The sequence below is a fragment of the Roseixanthobacter pseudopolyaromaticivorans genome (genome assembly GCF_043195145.2).
In the GTDB taxonomy this organism is placed as follows: domain Bacteria; phylum Pseudomonadota; class Alphaproteobacteria; order Rhizobiales; family Xanthobacteraceae; genus NCEH01.
Genome location: NZ_CM195539.1, coordinates 538,222 through 553,346 on the forward strand (window position 1 = coordinate 538,222; position 15,125 = coordinate 553,346).

Consider the following 15,125-nt stretch of genomic DNA (forward strand, 5'->3'; position numbering starts at 1 on the left):
AGTGGAGAGTTCTCCGATACGCGAACGATAGGGACCACCATGAACTATATCAAGCTCGGAAACACGGGGCTGGACATCTCGCCCATCGCCATTGGAGCAATGACCTATGGCGATCCCAAACGCGGCCACCCGGTCTGGTCGCTGGGGGAGGAAGACAGCCGGCCGCTGATCCGGCACGCGATCGAGCAGGGCATCAATTTCTTCGATACCGCCAATCTCTATTCTCAAGGCTCCAGCGAGGAAATCCTGGGTCGCGCGCTGAAGGATTTTGCCAACCGCGACGACGTCGTGATCGTCACCAAGGTGCGCCATCCCATGCGGCCGGGGCCGAACGGCAAGGGCTTGTCCCGCAAGGCCATCATGGCCGAAATCGACCACAGCCTGCGCCGGCTCGGCACCGATTACGTCGATGTCTACATGACCCATCGCAACGACCCCGCCACGCCGCTGGAGGAGACGCTTGAAGCGCTGCACGATGTCGTCAAGGCCGGGAAGGCCCGCTATATCGGCGCCTCGTCCATGCGTGCCTGGGAATTTTCCAAGGCCCTGCACATGCAGAAAGCCAATGGCTGGGCGCGCTTCGTCACGCTGCAGAACCACTACAATCTGATCGCCCGCGAGGAAGAGCGCGAGATGCTGCCGCTCTGCCAGGACGAGGGCGTCGGCACCATGGTCTGGAGCCCGCTCGCCCGCGGTCGGCTGGCGCGTGCGTGGGGCGATGCGAAAGCGACCGCACGTGCGGGCAGTGATCCGTTCGCGGACATGCTCTACACGGCTGCAACCGCCGAAAGCGACAAAGCGATCGTCGAGGCCGTCGGCAATGTGGCCGAGGGACGTGGCGTTTCGCGTGCACAAGTTGCCTTGGCCTGGTTGAGGACGAATCCGGTCGTCTGCGCCCCCATCGTCGGCGCCAGCGCAGCGAGCCAGATCGACGATGCGGTCGCCTCGCTATCGATCACGCTCAGCGATGAGGAGGTTCGCCTTCTCGAAGCCCCTTACACCCCACGATACGACTTCCAGGGTATCTCGGACGATCGCGAGCTTCAGCGCATCATGGCGCAGATCCCCGGCTTCAAGACCGCGTGATCCTGAGGCCTCCCTCGGACGCGGCGGGCATTGGGACCGGCACCCGGTCCTGCAGCCCGCCGTTCCGATCTCAGCTGGAGCTGGTGAAGTCCGTCGAGACCATGAGCGCTTTCCAGTCCTCCACATTCTTGCACAGCGCATCGGCCTTGGCGGTGAACACCGCGTAGGCGTCCGAGCCCGCGCCGAACCAGACGGGCGGGTGCTCGGCCGCGACCAGCGTGCCGATGGCGGCGGCGAGCTTGATCGGGTCGCCGATCTGAAGATGATTGTCGGCATCGAGCGCCTCCCGCCGGCGCTCAGAAAATGCCTTGTAGTCGTCGATCTCGATTTCGCCGTAGCGGACGGAACTGCCGTCGAGAAAGTCGGTCCGGAAACGCCCGGGATAGACGCAGGTGACCTTGATGCCGAAGGGCGCGACCTCCTTCGCCAGCGCTTCAGACCAGCCCGAGACAGCGTGCTTGGTCGCGCAATAGACGGACGAGCCCTCGAAACCTTCCATGCCGGCGATGGAAGATATGGTGAGGATGTGCCCGGAGCGCTGCCGGCGCATGATCGGCAGGACAGCTCGGGTCACGTCGAAGACGCCGAAAACATTGGTGGCAAACTGCAGCGCCAGCGCGGCGCCGGAGACTTCCTCGAACGCCCCGAGCTGGCCGTAGCCGGCGTTGTTGACCAGTACGTCGATGCGTTCGAACGTCTCCACCGCCTGTTCCACGGCGGACTGCACGGCGGCCGGGTCAGTGACATCGAGCGCGAGCGCGCACAGGCGATCCGCATGTCCTGCGAGCGCGTCCGTGATATGCGCCGGCGTTCGCGCGGCGGCGACCACCCGGTCGCCAGCTTCGAGGGCAGCGCGGGCAATTTCCAAACCCAATCCTCGGCTGGCGCCGGTCACGAACCATGTCTTCATCTTGATGCTTCCCGGAGGCTTATGAGCCGCGGGCCGCTACACGGCCCATGGTCACCGAGAGCTATGTTCAGCCAAGGGCGAAGGGTAGAGGCGTTCCTGCTTCTTTCTTGCCTGATCCTGCCGCACACGGACAGCGGGGGAATGCGCGCCCGCTGCGCCCTTGGTCCTGCCCGGACCCCGCCCTATTCCCCCTTGAAATCCGGCGGACGCTTCTCCCGAAACGCTGCAACGCCTTCCCGCCGATCGTGAGTGAAGGACAGCAGAAAGGCGAGGTCGCTTTCCGTGGCCAGTCCCTCGCTGAGCGGCAGTTGCAGGCCGCGATCGATGGCGGCTTTCGAAAGCATTACGGCGAGCGGGGCGCTCCTCGAAATGGCATCGGCCATCTCGCGCGCCTGGCGGAGCGCCTCGCCCGCCGGCGTCAAACGGGTGACAAGGCCAAACCGATCCCCTTCCGCTGCGCTCATCCACCGACCGGTCCACACCAGCTCCTTGGCCCGCTGCGGGCCGAGAAGACGCGGCAGCCGTTGCGTGCCGCCACCACCGGGCATGAGGCCGAGCCTGCCCTAGGGGAACCCGAATTCGGCCTTGGCGCCGGCGACCACCATGTCGGCACCCAGGGCGAGCTCGAAGCCCCCGCCCAAGGCCAGGCCCTCCACCACCGCGATGACGGGTTTGGTGAACGCAGACAATTCCGAGAAAAGCCGGCTGAGCTTCCGAGCTCGCTTGCGAAACCGGTAGAACTCAAATGGACCGGCCTGTCCGTCAAGCTCACTGACGTCGACACCTACGCAGAAGGCTCTTTCATTGCCCGCCAAGATGAGGGCGCGCACGGACGGATCGAATTCGGCAGCATGCAGTGCGTCGAGAATCTCCCGTGCTGTCTGCTCCCGCAAAGCGTTCAGCTTGTCCTGTCGGTTGATCGTGATCTCGATGGTCGCAGTGCCCCGGTGAAGGAGAATGTCTTCGTTATCCATTCAGGTTCGACCTCCGGCTCTTCAGGCTGACGCAGTGCGCTGACCAAGCGAAGCGTGCTCTCGTTTGCGGCATCTTTCATGAGGGGTCAGCACTGCCCGGCGAACAGCCCGTCGGCCTCATTCCTCGGACACCACCGCCGGGTTTGCCGGGAGGTCCAATTCCGGCTTTCGGTTGCGACGCAGGGAAAAATAGAGCTGCACGCCGATGAGCAGCATGGCGATAGGACGCCGGTGCGCCGACGAGGCTCGCGAGCTGGCCGAAGCTCCAGTGGGTCGGGGCAACGGGAGCATCTGCCCCGGGCAGTGCGAGCGTCAGCCGGTCCGGCATCTCCCGGCTCGCTTCGACGCTGATCGCGGCGCTCTCCACGGTGCGCGTCCGGCTCCGGTCAGACCGCCTTCGCACGGCGCCGTACAGCTCCGACAGGGACAGGTAGCGCTCGTCCGCCGGCCGGGAGAACCACTCCGAGGACACGCGCCCACTCCGCTCGCCGCGGCTTGCATCCACCTTGTACCCGCCTGCCGCATCACGGCGCGCATCCAAGACCTGAACTTCAGTCATCGGACCAAACTCCATGACGGGCGCCGGAAGCCTCTCTCCCGGTCCTCAACCCGTCATGGCAAACCCGGCCAGCCTCTCGCTCTCGACGGACGACGGGGCGCGTTCCGCAAGCGGTGGGAGGCATGTCGAACAGCCGTGCCTCCCCTTCCGGGCTGTCGCTGACCGGCCGGGCAGGACGGTCGCCTACGCTGGAGCGCGCCACGGCTTTCCCTGCCGCGCTTACCGCCTGCTTGCCGAGATAGCCCAGCTTTGGCCGGTAAGCAGAAAACGCCCCGAAGGGCGTTTGCTAAGCATCTGATTTTCTGAAGAGAAACTGGAGCGGGCGAAGGGATTCGAACCCTCGACCCCAACCTTGGCAAGGTTGTGCTCTACCCCTGAGCTACACCCGCATCCATCTGCCGTGGCGGTGTGCCGCCGGGCAGGTGCGTGTCTATGCCAAAACGAAATCGGGATTGCAACAGGCTTTCGCGCCGTTTCTCGTCGGCCTGGGGAAAAATTCCCCGGCCAGCGTCATGGAGCGTGGCCCTGCGATGCCAGCGAATGACGAGAAAACCCTTTCGCCGGCTCATTCCTTGTGGATCGAGTCGATCCATTTGACGGCGGTAGGTTTTTCCACAGGCTCGATATCGAGGTTCACCACCACGGGCTCCTGCCCCGAGCGCACCAGCACGCATTCCAGCGTTTCGTCGGGCGACGCGTTGATTTCCTGGTGGGGCACGTAAGGCGGCACATAGATGAAATCGCCGGGGCCGGCCTCGGCGGTGAACTCCAGATGGTCGCCCCAGCGCATGCGCGCCTTGCCCTTCACCACGAAGATCACGCTTTCCAGATCGCCATGGTGATGCGCCCCGGTCTTGGCGTCGGGATGGATATGCACCGTGCCGGCCCAGAGCTTCTCGGCGCCGGCGCGGGCCCGGTTGATGGCAGTGGCCCGGTTCATGCCCGGTGTCTGGGCCGTATTGGGATCGAGATTGTCGCCCGGAATCACCTTCACGCCCTGTGTGCGCCAGTCGATGCCGGGGGAGGGGATGGGGGTCTCGCCGGCCTGCGGGCCGTGCGTGTGGTCGCCATGCGTATGGGGATGATCGTGCGGTCCGCCCATGTGCGTCTCCCTAGGATCGCCGACGGGCTTGCTTGCCCGCGTCTTCACAGGAGGCTAGAACGACGGCAACTTTCCTGCATCCCTTTTCCGGAGCCGGTGACGCATGGCGTCCTATCAATATGCCTATCACATGCATGGCCTCACCAAGGCCTATCCAGGCGGCAAGAAGGTGCTCGACAATGTGCACCTGTCTTTCTACCCGGACGCCAAGATCGGCGTGCTGGGCGCGAATGGTGCCGGTAAGTCCACCCTGCTGAAGATCATGGCCGGGATGGACAAGGACTTCACCGGCGAGGCGCGCCCGGCGGAAGGCGTGCGCGTGGGCTATCTCGCCCAGGAGCCGCAGCTCGATCCCACCAAGAGCGTGCGCGAAAACGTCATGGACGGCGTGGCGAAGCAGAAGGCGATCCTAGATCGCTACAACGAGCTCGCCATGAATTATTCCGACGAGACGGCGGACGAGATGACCCGCCTTCAGGACGAGATCGAAGGCCAGGGCTTGTGGGATCTCGACAGCAAGGTGGACCAGGCGATGGACGCGCTGCGCGTCCCCTCGGACGACGCCGACGTCGCCAAGCTCTCGGGCGGCGAGCGCCGCCGCGTCGCCCTGTGCCGCCTGCTGCTGGAACAGCCGGAACTCCTCCTGCTCGACGAACCGACCAACCATCTGGACGCGGAAACCACCGCCTGGCTGGAAGGCCATCTGCGCTCTTATCCGGGTGCGATCCTGATCGTCACCCATGACCGCTACTTCCTCGACAATGTCACCGGCTGGATCCTGGAGCTCGATCGCGGCCGCGGCATTCCCTACGAGGGCAATTATTCCTCCTGGCTCGGCCAGAAGCAGAAGCGCCTGACCCAGGAAGGCCGCGAGGACGAGGCGCGCCAGCGCGCGCTCGCCCGCGAGCAGGAATGGATGGGCACTTCGCCCCGTGCCCGCCAGGCCAAGAGCAAGGCGCGTATCCAGCGCTATGAGGAATTGCTGGAGAAGGCCTCCGAGCGCATGCCCTCGGCGACACAGATCGTCATTCCCGTGGCCGAGCGCCTGGGCCAGAACGTCATCGCCTTCGACCATCTCAACAAGGCGTTCGGCGACCGCCTCCTGATCGACGATCTCTCCTTCAAGCTGCCGCCGGGCGGCATCGTTGGCGTCATCGGGCCCAACGGCGCGGGCAAGACCACGCTGTTCCGCATGATCACCGGCCAGGAGAAGCCCGACAGCGGCTCCATCACCATCGGTGAATCGGTGAAGCTCGGCTATGTCGACCAGAGCCGCGACGCGCTGGACGACAAGAAGACCGTCTGGGAGGAAATCTCCGGCGGCAATGAAATCATCTATGTCGGCAAGAAGGAAATTCCTTCGCGCGCTTATTGCGCGGCCTTCAATTTCAAGGGCGGCGACCAGCAGAAGAAGGTCGGCATGCTCTCCGGCGGCGAGCGCAACCGCGTGCATCTCGCCCGCACGCTCCAACGCGGCGGCAATGTGCTGCTGCTCGACGAACCGACCAACGATCTCGACGTGGAAACCCTGCGGGCCCTGGAAGAGGCGCTGGAAGATTATGCCGGCTGCGCCGTCATCATCTCCCATGATCGCTTCTTCCTGGATCGTATTGCCACCCACATGCTCGCCTTCGAGGGCGACAGTCACGTGGAATGGTTCGAGGGCAATTTCGCGGATTACGAGGAAGACAAGAAGCGGCGTCTCGGCATCGATTCCATCATTCCGAAGCGTATTCACTACAAGAAGTTCGGCCGCTGATTGAAAAGGCGGGCGGCGCGCCGCCCGCTTTTCAACTTTGAAGCGCGGAGTGCTGCCATGGCCGAGGATTGGAACGCCCGCCAATATCTCAAGTTCGAGGATGAGCGCACCCGTCCGGCGCGGGATCTGCTGGCCCATGTGCCGCTCGCCGACGCAAATTTCGCTGTCGATCTTGGCTGCGGGCCAGGCAATTCCACGGAGTTGGTGGCACAGCGCTTTCCCGGCGCTGATGTTTTGGGCATCGATACTTCGCCTGCGATGCTGGAGGTGGCGCGCAAACGTCTGCCACAGGCGCGCTTCGAGGCGGGCGATGCTTCCACATTCACGCTCGATCGGCCGGCGGACTTGATCTTCGCCAATGCGGTCCTGCAGTGGGTGCCGCAGCATGAGACTCTATTTCCGCGGCTGGTTTCCATGCTCGCTCCGGGCGGCGTGCTCGCGGTGCAGATGCCGGATAACCTCGACCAGCCATCCCATGTGGCCATGCGCGAGACCGCGCTGGCCGGACCGTGGAAGGGGAGGCTGGCCGGGGCGGTGGGCGCCCGCACCGAGCTGCCTTCGGCGGGCGATTATTATAATCTCCTGATCGCCGGAGCCGCGCAGGTGGATATCTGGCGCACCACTTATTATCACCCGCTCGAGGGCCACGGCGCGATCGTGGAATGGCTGAAGTCCACCGGCCTGCGCCCGTTCCTCGATCCTTTGGACACTGCGGAGCGTGGCGATTTCCTGTCCGCCTACCAGGCCCGCCTTGCGGCCGCCTATCCGCTTCGGACAGACGGAAAGGCGCTGCTGGCTTTTCCGCGCTTGTTCCTGATCGCCCGGCGTTGACGCACGGTCGCGCCCTTGCCGCAAACGCCCTATAGGGTTGTTCTTTGATCTTCGAACGGAAAAACGCCCATGTCAGCGCCCCAGAATGAGCCGCTCACCGATTCCGTCACCTTGCCCAGCGGCGATGTGGTGATGACGCTGGACCGTTCGGTGGCCGTGGTTCTGCTGGACCTGATATCGCGGATCACCGACGATCCCGCGGAACAGGACGCGCGGGACGATCTGGAACATCCCGCCGAATTGGCCGCGCTCTATGCGGTGCGCGGCGTGCTGGAAAATGCCTTGGGCGAGCCGCTCGCGGACAATTATGAACAGCAGATCGACGAAGCGCGCACCGCCGTGATCTCGCGCCTCGAAGCCAACGCCTGAAAAATGCCCCTCTCCCCAGCGAGAGGGGCACGTTTACGGAGCTTTCTCACCAGCTCGGAAGCACTGCGCCCTTGAAGGTGGTGAGGATGAACTCCTTCACCTCGGGTGAACGATAGCTTTCCACCAGGATCTTCACGAAGGGCTTGTCCTTGTCTTGCGTCCGCACCGCGATGACGTTGACATAGGGGCCCTTCGGGTCTTCCCGCAGGATCGGGTCCTTCACCGGATCGAGCCCGGCTTCCTTGGCATAATTGGTGTTGATGCCGGCCGCGTCCACGTCGGGAAGCGAGCGCGGCAGCTGGGCGGCGTCGATCTCGACGATCTTGAATTTCTTCTTGTTTTCAATGATGTCCGCGACGCTCGGCTTGAAGCCGACGCCGTCGCGCAGCTTGATATAGCCCTTGTCCGCGAGCAGCAGCAGCACCCGCCCCCCATTGGTGGGATCGTTGGGAATGGCGATGGTCGCGCCGACGGGCAGATCGTCCAGGCTTTTGAATTTCTTGGAATAAATGCCGATGGGGAAATTCACTGTCTGCCCCACCGAGACGATCTTGTAGCCGCGATCGGCCACCTGATTGTCGAGATAAGGCTGATGCTGGAATGAATTCGCCTGCAATTCGCCGGATTCCAGCGCGGTGTTCGGCACAACGTAGTCGGAAAATTCGACGATCTTGATGTCGAGGCCCTGCTTGGCGGCGACGGGCTTCACGGCTTCCAGAATTTGGGCGTGGGGCCCGGGGGTGACACCCACCGAAATGGTCTCGGCGAAGGCGGCAGCGTTCGTCAGGGCGAACGATAGGGTGAGCGCGGTCGCGAGCGCGCGGAAGCGAACTTTCATTTTCGGATCTCCTTTAAGGAACGGGTCAGTCGCGCCGGTTGCGCTTGTCGAGGCGGCGGGCCAGCAGATCGCCGAAGCTTTGCACGGCTTGCACCAGAAGGATGAGGACGACCACCACGGCGGCCATCACGTCGGGCATGAAGCGCTGGTAGCCGAAGCGGATGCCGAGATCGCCGAGGCCGCCGCCGCCCACGGCGCCGACCATTGCGGAATAGCCGAGCAGGCTCACCACGGCGAGCGTCAGGGCAAGGGTGATGGCCGGGAGCGCCTCCGGCAGGAGCACCTTGGCCACGATCTGGAGTGGGCTCGCGCCCATGGCGCGGGCGGCTTCCACCAAGCCCTGATCCACCTCGCGGATCGCGCCCTCAATCAGCCGGGCGATGAAGGGGGCCGCCGCCACCGTCAGCGGCACGATGGCCGCATTGGTGCCGATGGACGTGCCGGCGATGAGCCGGGTGAAGGGAATGATGGCCACCACCAGGATGATGAAGGGTGTGGAGCGGGCGGCATTCACCACCAGGCCCAAGGCTTGATTGAGCACGGGGGCGGCGAACAGTTCACCGCTCCGGCTGTTGGCGAGGAACACGCCCAGCGGCAAGCCGATGGCGGTGCCGATGAGCCCGGCAACGGCGACCATGTAGAGGGTCTGGCGGGTGGCATCGATCAGCAGATCGACGATGGCGGGGGGCAGGATTTCAGGAAACATAGCCAAGCACCTCCACGCCGAGGCCAAGCCCGGTGACCGCGGCCTGCACGGCCGCCACGGTGGCGATGTCGCCCGGCAGCGACACAACGATGACGCCGAACGGCTCGCCCGCGATGTCGTCCACCTGGGCCTGGATGATGTTCACATCCACGCCGAGCAGGCGGGAGATGCGCGAGAGCACCGGGTCGGTGGCGTGGGTGCCGGTGAAGACGATGCGCAGCACCGCCTGCGCCTCGCCCACCCGGACCGGCTTCAGGCGATCCGCCACCTGCGCCGGCAGCGCGGCGCCGGTGATGGCGGAAATGAAGGCTTTGGTGGTCGCGTGCCGGGGATGGGCGAAGATTTCGAACGTGCGGCCTTCTTCCACGATGCGCCCGCCGTCCAGCACCGCCACCCGGTTCGCCACCGATTTGATGACCGCCATCTCGTGGGTGATCAAAAGCACGGTGAGCTTGAGTTCGGCATTCACCTTGCGCAGCAGCGCGAGGATCTGGTTCGTTGTCTCGGGGTCGAGGGCGGAGGTGGCTTCGTCCGAGAGCAGCACGCGCGGGCGGGTGGCGAGCGCCCGGGCGATGCCGACGCGCTGTTTCTGCCCGCCCGAGAGTTCTGCGGGATAGCGGTCGCGCTTGTCGGCTAGGCCCACGAGATCGAGCAGCGGTTCCACCCGCGCCTTGATCTCGCGACGCGAGACACCGGCAATTTCCAGCGGCAGCGCCACATTCTCATAAGCCGTGCGCCGGGCCAGCAGGTTGAAATGCTGGAAGATCATGCCGATGGACCGGCGCGCCTCGCGCAGGCCTTTTTCCGACAAGGCGGTGATGTCGGTGCCGTCCACCACGACGCGCCCGGAGCTCGGCCGCTCCAGCCCGTTCACGAGGCGGATGAGGGTGGATTTGCCCGCGCCCGAGCGGCCGATGACGCCGACGATGGCGCCCTCGGGCACGGACAGGCTCACATCCTCCAAAGCCGCCACCAGCGGGGTGCCCGCGCGGGCGGCATAGGTTTTTCCCACATGCGCGAAGTCGATGACGGCGCGGCGTGTGTGGGCGGGTTCGAAGGAGTTCTGCACGGACGCGGGCCTTCCCGAGGGATCGGCTTCCTGTGCCGATGCGGCGACAATAGGCAGGATGGCGGTCACGATCATCTCCGGCTTTCGTCGGACCCTGAACGCGAACGCGCGTTCGTCCTGGCGGTCCATCTCGGGACGCAGGCAACCGACGGCTGGAAGGGAATTTCGGGCGGCAAAAGACGCGGCGCTTCAATCAGGCCGCAATCACATTCGCATACATAGGCAGCGCATCATGGCCGCACCCATCGTTGATGTTTCCCGCCTCGATACATCGTTCGTTTTGGCGAACAAGTCAAGCCGCCTGAAATGAATGTGAAATAGATTTTCGGCCCGCGCCGCGCGGGGCCGCCGGGAGGAGCATGGCCGAGCGTGCGCCGCGGGGGAGGGCCCCCGCGGCGTTGTCAAAGCGAGGTGCCGACCACATATTGAGCGTCGCGGCGACCATGTGAGGATCGTTGCGCCCACGAGTTTTGAGATCATGTCGTCTGCGGAATCCATTCATCTGAGCGAGAAGCAGTTTGCCCAGATCGCCCGCGCCCTGGCGGAACCGCGCCGCTACCAGATGCTGAAGGAGATCGGTGCCGCCGGTGCGCAACTCGCCTGCACTGCGCTGGCGGAGTGCCATTCCGTGAGCGCCGCGACCATTTCCCACCATCTGAAAGAGCTTGAGACAGCCGGCCTCGTGGATATCGTGCGCGAGGGCAAGTTCGCCAAGCTCGTCCTGCGTCGCGACGTGCTGAGCGCCTATCTCGACCAGCTTTCCAAGATCTGAGCCGCCCGCCCGCGCATTTGTGCCCCCGTTCGCGGCCGGCCCGAAACTTCGGGCGCCACCTCCCGCGCGGTGACCCCTTGCAACCGCAGCCGGCCTTCCCATCTACGCCGCACATCAATTCGATGATTATCTAATTATCGAATCGTTTCGGTTGGGAGAGATGAGATGGGTAAGCTGTCAGGCAAGGTCGCGGTAGTCACTGGGGCCTCCAAGGGAATCGGCGCAGCCATCGCGAAAAACCTTGCGGCCGAAGGGGCTGCGGTGGCGGTGAATTACGCGTCCAGCAAGGAGGGCGCAGACCGTGTCGTAGCGGAGATCAAGGCTGCCGGCGGCAAGGCGCTTGCGGTGCAGGGCGATGTGGCGAAGGCCGCCGATGTCTCGCGCCTGTTTGCGGAAACGAAGGCCGCGTTCGGCGGGCTGGACATTCTCGTGAACAATGCCGGGATCTACACTTTCGCGACGATCGAGGACGTGAACGAGGAGCACTTCCACCGCCAGTTCGATACCAACGTGCTCGGCTTGCTGTTGGCGACGCGGGAAGCGGTCAAGCACTTCTCCGCCGAGGGCGGCAGCATCATCAATATTTCCTCGGCGGTCACCACCGTCTCGTTACCGGGCGCTTCCGTCTATACGGCCACCAAGGGGGCGGTGGATTCCATTACGCGCGTGCTCGCCACCGAGCTCGGCCCGCGCCAGATCCGCGTGAACGCCATCAGCCCCGGTGGGGTGGAGACGGAAGGCACGCGGAGCCTGAACATCGCCGGAAGCGACATGGAACGGCAATTGATCGCCAAGACCCCGCTCGGCCGTGGCGGCCAGCCGCAGGATATCGCGACCGTTGCAACCTTCCTCGCTTCCGCCGATGCCGGCTGGCTGACGGGTGAGATCATCTTCGCTTCGGGCGGCCTGCGCTGAGCGCAGGCGTCCCGGCGCATGCGCGCTTCGGCCGTTTCACCCCTTCCGGCCGGAGCGCGCGATGTCATTCGGCCGCGCGAGGGAAGGGCAGGTGTTTCTGCCCGCCTTGCGCGTCCGGCCCGTGCGCGTCGTGCTCGTGGCCCGGATGTTCGTCCCGCTTGCCGACGAACCGGCCGAAGACGCGGCCCATGATGTGGCTGAAATCGTCCATCACCGAGAACACCGCCGGCACGAAAACCAGAGACAGCACGGTGGAGGCGATGAGCCCGCCGATCACCGCAATGGCCATGGGCGCGCGGAACGAGCCGCCTTCGCCCAGCGCCAGCGCGGACGGCAGCATGCCCGCGGCCATGGCGATGGTGGTCATCACGATGGGTTGGGCGCGCTTGCGGCCGGATTCCATCAGCGCCGTGGTGCGGTCCATGCCCTTGGCGATGGATTCGATGGCGAAGTCCACCAGCAGAATGGCGTTCTTCGTCACGATGCCCATCAGCATTAGGAAGCCGATCACCACCGGCAGCGAGATGGAATTGCCGGTGAGCAGCAGAGCGATGAACGCCCCGCCCACGGAGAGCGGCAGCGCCACCAGGATGGTGATGGGCTGCAGCACATCCTGGAACAGCAGCACCAGCACCGCGAGCACCAGCATTACCCCCGCCGCGATGGCGAGTGCGAAGCCGGAGAAGACCTCGCCCATGATCTCGGCATCGCCGGACTCCTTCAAGGCGACGCCCTGTGGCAGGTTCTTCGCAGCGGGCAGCGCCTTGACCGCCTCGATCGCAGCACCGAGCGGGGTGTCACCCACCAGGTCCGCTTCTACGGCCACCCGGCGGGCGCGGTCGTAGCGGTCCAGCGAGGTCGGGCCCTTGCCGAAGCTCACGTCCGCCACCGAGGAAAGCGGCACCGAGACGCCGGGCTTGGAGGTTGGCACCTTGAGCGCATCGAAGGTGGCGAGCTTGGCGCGCGCCCTCTCGTCCATCTGCACACGGATATCGATCTGGCGATCCTTGGCCGAGAATTTGGCGAGGTTCGCGGCGATGTCGCCGATGGTGGCGATGCGCACCGTCTCGGCGATGGTATCCACCGAGACGCCGAGCTGCGCCGCCTGATCGAGTTTCGGCACGATGCGGATTTCCGGCCGGTCCAGCGCGGCGCTGGAGACCACGTTGGCGAGAGTCGGCACGTGGTCGCGCACCTCCTTCTCCAGCTTCAGCGCCGCCTGTTCCACCGCCTCGCCGTCATTACCGGAGAGGATCATGGAGAAGCCGCGTTGCGCCGCTTGCCCGTTGGGGCTCCAGGTGAAGCGCATGTCGGGCAGTGCTGCCAGCTCGTCGTGGAGGCGCGTTTCAAACGTCTTCTGGTCGATGCTGCGTTCGTGACGCGGCTTGAGGTTCACGACGATCTGCGCCTTGCGCACCTCGCTCGCCATCATCGCCATCCCGCCCTGTCCGCCGGTGCCGGCGGTGGCGTAGACGCTCGCCACCTCGGGCTGCTTCAGCAGGTCCGCCGTGATCTGGTCCGATACCGCCTGGGTTTCTGCCAGCGTGGTGCCGGGCGGCATCTCGATGGAGAGCATGGAGCGGGAGATGTCGTTATTGGGCAGGAAGCCCGAGGGCAGCAGCGTGGAGAGGAAGATGGTGCCGGCGAACACGCCGAAGCCCATGGCGATGGTCGCGAACCGGTGGCGCACCGACCAGCCCAGCAGGCGCACGTAATGGCGCATGATGAAGCCGTCGCCGGTTTCCCGATGGCCGTGGTCGCGCAGGAAATAGGCGGCCATCAGCGGCGTGATGAGCCGCGCCACCGCGAGCGAGAACAGCACCGCCACAGCAACCGTGATGCCGAATTGCTTGAAATATTGCCCGGCGATGCCGCCCATGAAGGACACCGGCACGAATACGGCGGCGATGGTGAGCGTGGTTGCCACCACCGCGAGGCCGATCTCGTCCGCCGCCTCGATGGCCGCGCGATAGGGGGACTTCCCTTGTCGCATGTGCCGCACGATGTTCTCGATCTCGACGATCGCGTCGTCCACCAGGATGCCGGTGACGAGCGTGATGGCCAGCAGGCTCACCGCGTTCAGCGAGAAGCCGAGCGCGTCCATGACCCAAAATGTCGGCAGGATGGACAGCGGGATCGCGAGCGTGGTGATGAGGGTGGCGCGCCAGTCGCGCAGGAAGATGAAGACCACGATGACCGCCAGGATCGCGCCTTCGATCAGCGTGTGCATCGCGGATTGATAGTCCGCCTTGGTGTAGCGCACGGTGGTGTCGATCATGGTGATGGACACGTCCGGGTGGGCCGCGACCAGCTTCTGGACCTCGGCCTGGGTGCGATCATAGACCACCACGTCGGAGAAGCCCTTGGCGCGATAGACGCCGAAGGCCACAACGGGGCGCCCGTCGAGCCGCGCGAACACGCGTTGCTCCGCCGCCCCGTCGGTGACGGTGCCGAGATCCTTCAGCCGCACATAACGCCCGTTGGAGAGTACGATGCGCGTATCGGCGAGGTCGTCCACGCTGGCGGCGCCAGCCAGCGTGCGGATGGACTGTTCCTGCGTACCCACTTCCCCGCGTCCGCCCGAGACGTCCAAATTGGTGGCGCGGAGCTGGCGCGAGACCTCGGCGGCCGTGATGCCGAGCGACATCAGCCGGTCGGGATCGAGCGCAACCCGGATCTCACGATCCACGCCGCCTTCGCGCTTCACCTGGGCAACGCCGCGAATGCCCTGGAGCGTGCGGGCCACCGTGTCGTCCACGAACCAGGAGAGTTCCTCAGCGTTCATCGTGGGCGAGGCCACCGCGAACGTGACGATGGGCAGGCCCTCGATATCCACCCGCTGGATCAGCGGCTCCTCGATGGCCTGGGGCAGTTCGGTGCGGATCTTGGTGACGGCGTCGCGGGTGTCGTTCACCGCCCGGTCCACCGCCGTTTCCAGATGGAACTCGATGGTGGTGACGGAGGAGCCTTCGGACAGCGAGGAGGTGATGTGCTTCACCCCCGCCACGCCGGCGACGGCGTTTTCCACCTTCTTGGTGATCTGGGTTTCCAATTCGCTCGGCGCGGCGCCGGGCTGGGAAATGGAGACCATGACGATGGGCACGTCGATGTTTGGCATCTGCGTGACCGGCAGCGAGCGGAAATGCACGATGCCGAGCGCGGTGAGCACCACGAACAGGACCAGGGAGGGAATGGGCTTGCGGATCGCCCAGGCGGAGATATTGAGGGCCATGGC

General features: G+C 65.0%; 11 protein-coding genes, 1 tRNA gene and 3 pseudogenes. 6 read left to right on the forward strand and 9 right to left on the reverse strand.

Features of this window, described 5'->3' with window-relative positions; genetic code table 11:
• Positions 1–39: 39 nt before the first annotated feature.
• Positions 40–1,005, forward strand: a pseudogene (locus V5F68_RS02505) (aldo/keto reductase); the annotation flags it as partial.
• Positions 1,006–1,156: 151 nt separating this feature from the next.
• Here V5F68_RS02505 and V5F68_RS02510 read toward each other — a convergent pair.
• The 5 genes and pseudogenes from V5F68_RS02510 to V5F68_RS02530 all read right to left on the reverse strand — a co-directional run bounded on the left by V5F68_RS02510 (position 1,157) and on the right by V5F68_RS02530 (position 4,631).
• Positions 1,157–1,996: an oxidoreductase gene (locus V5F68_RS02510; protein ID WP_394014620.1), complete on the reverse strand. Its 840-nt coding sequence runs from the start codon at positions 1,994–1,996 to the stop codon at positions 1,157–1,159.
• A 182-nt stretch (positions 1,997–2,178) separates the two neighbouring features.
• Positions 2,179–2,970, reverse strand: a pseudogene (locus tag V5F68_RS02515) (enoyl-CoA hydratase/isomerase family protein).
• A 220-nt stretch (positions 2,971–3,190) separates the two neighbouring features.
• A pseudogene (locus V5F68_RS02520) lies at positions 3,191–3,529 on the reverse strand (DUF932 domain-containing protein); the annotation flags it as partial.
• Between the two features lie 314 nt (positions 3,530–3,843).
• Positions 3,844–3,918, reverse strand: a tRNA-Gly gene (locus V5F68_RS02525).
• 176 nt (positions 3,919–4,094) lie between these two features.
• Entirely contained in the window at positions 4,095–4,631 is a 537-nt protein-coding gene (locus tag V5F68_RS02530) for a cupin domain-containing protein (RefSeq protein WP_394014619.1), read from the reverse strand.
• Between the two features lie 103 nt (positions 4,632–4,734).
• Here V5F68_RS02530 and ettA point away from each other — a divergent pair, with 103 nt between their 5' ends.
• From ettA to V5F68_RS02545, 3 genes are all read left to right on the forward strand, one after another.
• Positions 4,735–6,390, forward strand: coding sequence for an energy-dependent translational throttle protein EttA (gene ettA / locus V5F68_RS02535; RefSeq protein ID WP_394014618.1), 1,656 nt, complete (start codon positions 4,735–4,737; stop codon positions 6,388–6,390).
• 57 nt (positions 6,391–6,447) lie between these two features.
• On the forward strand, positions 6,448–7,221 hold the full coding sequence (gene tam, locus V5F68_RS02540) for a trans-aconitate 2-methyltransferase (RefSeq protein ID WP_394014617.1): 774 nt from the start codon (positions 6,448–6,450) through the stop codon (positions 7,219–7,221).
• 69 nt (positions 7,222–7,290) lie between these two features.
• Complete coding sequence (locus V5F68_RS02545) at positions 7,291–7,590, forward strand: hypothetical protein (RefSeq protein ID WP_348846561.1); 300 nt, start codon at positions 7,291–7,293, stop codon at positions 7,588–7,590.
• Between the two features lie 46 nt (positions 7,591–7,636).
• Here the strand turns inward: V5F68_RS02545 and V5F68_RS02550 are convergent, their stop codons facing one another.
• From V5F68_RS02550 to V5F68_RS02560, 3 genes are read right to left on the reverse strand one after another with little or no spacing between them, the layout of a single operon-like run.
• Positions 7,637–8,428, reverse strand: a complete 792-nt coding sequence (locus V5F68_RS02550; protein ID WP_394014616.1) for a MetQ/NlpA family ABC transporter substrate-binding protein — start codon at positions 8,426–8,428, stop codon at positions 7,637–7,639.
• A gap of 25 nt (positions 8,429–8,453) precedes the next feature.
• A complete protein-coding gene (locus V5F68_RS02555) occupies positions 8,454–9,134 on the reverse strand; it encodes a methionine ABC transporter permease (RefSeq protein WP_394014615.1) in 681 nt (226 codons plus the stop codon).
• Complete coding sequence (locus V5F68_RS02560; protein ID WP_394014804.1) at positions 9,124–10,203, reverse strand: methionine ABC transporter ATP-binding protein; 1,080 nt, start codon at positions 10,201–10,203, stop codon at positions 9,124–9,126. The genes V5F68_RS02555 and V5F68_RS02560 overlap by 11 nt, the downstream gene beginning before the upstream one ends.
• Before the next feature lie 478 nt (positions 10,204–10,681).
• Here V5F68_RS02560 and V5F68_RS02565 point away from each other — a divergent pair, with 478 nt between their 5' ends.
• A complete protein-coding gene (locus tag V5F68_RS02565) occupies positions 10,682–10,975 on the forward strand; it encodes an ArsR/SmtB family transcription factor (RefSeq protein ID WP_394014614.1) in 294 nt (97 codons plus the stop codon).
• Positions 10,976–11,140: 165 nt separating this feature from the next.
• Positions 11,141–11,890: an SDR family NAD(P)-dependent oxidoreductase gene (locus tag V5F68_RS02570; protein WP_394014613.1), complete on the forward strand. Its 750-nt coding sequence runs from the start codon at positions 11,141–11,143 to the stop codon at positions 11,888–11,890.
• A gap of 64 nt (positions 11,891–11,954) precedes the next feature.
• Here the strand turns inward: V5F68_RS02570 and V5F68_RS02575 are convergent, their stop codons facing one another.
• Complete coding sequence (locus tag V5F68_RS02575; protein ID WP_394014612.1) at positions 11,955–15,122, reverse strand: efflux RND transporter permease subunit; 3,168 nt, start codon at positions 15,120–15,122, stop codon at positions 11,955–11,957.
• Positions 15,123–15,125: the final 3 nt, after the last annotated feature.

Bases quoted from the DNA above. Each gene is read 5' to 3' on its own strand.
- V5F68_RS02510 (WP_394014620.1), bottom strand. From the start codon at position 1,996: ATGAAGACATGGTTCGTGACCGGCGCCAGCCGAGGATTGGGTTTGGAA.
- V5F68_RS02530 (WP_394014619.1), bottom strand. From the start codon at position 4,631: ATGGGCGGACCGCACGATCATCCCCATACGCATGGCGACCACACGCAC.
- ettA (WP_394014618.1), top strand. From the start codon at position 4,735: ATGGCGTCCTATCAATATGCCTATCACATGCATGGCCTCACCAAGGCC.
- tam (WP_394014617.1), top strand. From the start codon at position 6,448: ATGGCCGAGGATTGGAACGCCCGCCAATATCTCAAGTTCGAGGATGAG.
- V5F68_RS02545 (WP_348846561.1), top strand. From the start codon at position 7,291: ATGTCAGCGCCCCAGAATGAGCCGCTCACCGATTCCGTCACCTTGCCC.
- V5F68_RS02550 (WP_394014616.1), bottom strand. From the start codon at position 8,428: ATGAAAGTTCGCTTCCGCGCGCTCGCGACCGCGCTCACCCTATCGTTC.
- V5F68_RS02555 (WP_394014615.1), bottom strand. From the start codon at position 9,134: ATGTTTCCTGAAATCCTGCCCCCCGCCATCGTCGATCTGCTGATCGAT.
- V5F68_RS02565 (WP_394014614.1), top strand. From the start codon at position 10,682: ATGTCGTCTGCGGAATCCATTCATCTGAGCGAGAAGCAGTTTGCCCAG.
- V5F68_RS02570 (WP_394014613.1), top strand. From the start codon at position 11,141: ATGGGTAAGCTGTCAGGCAAGGTCGCGGTAGTCACTGGGGCCTCCAAG.
- V5F68_RS02575 (WP_394014612.1), bottom strand. From the start codon at position 15,122: ATGGCCCTCAATATCTCCGCCTGGGCGATCCGCAAGCCCATTCCCTCC.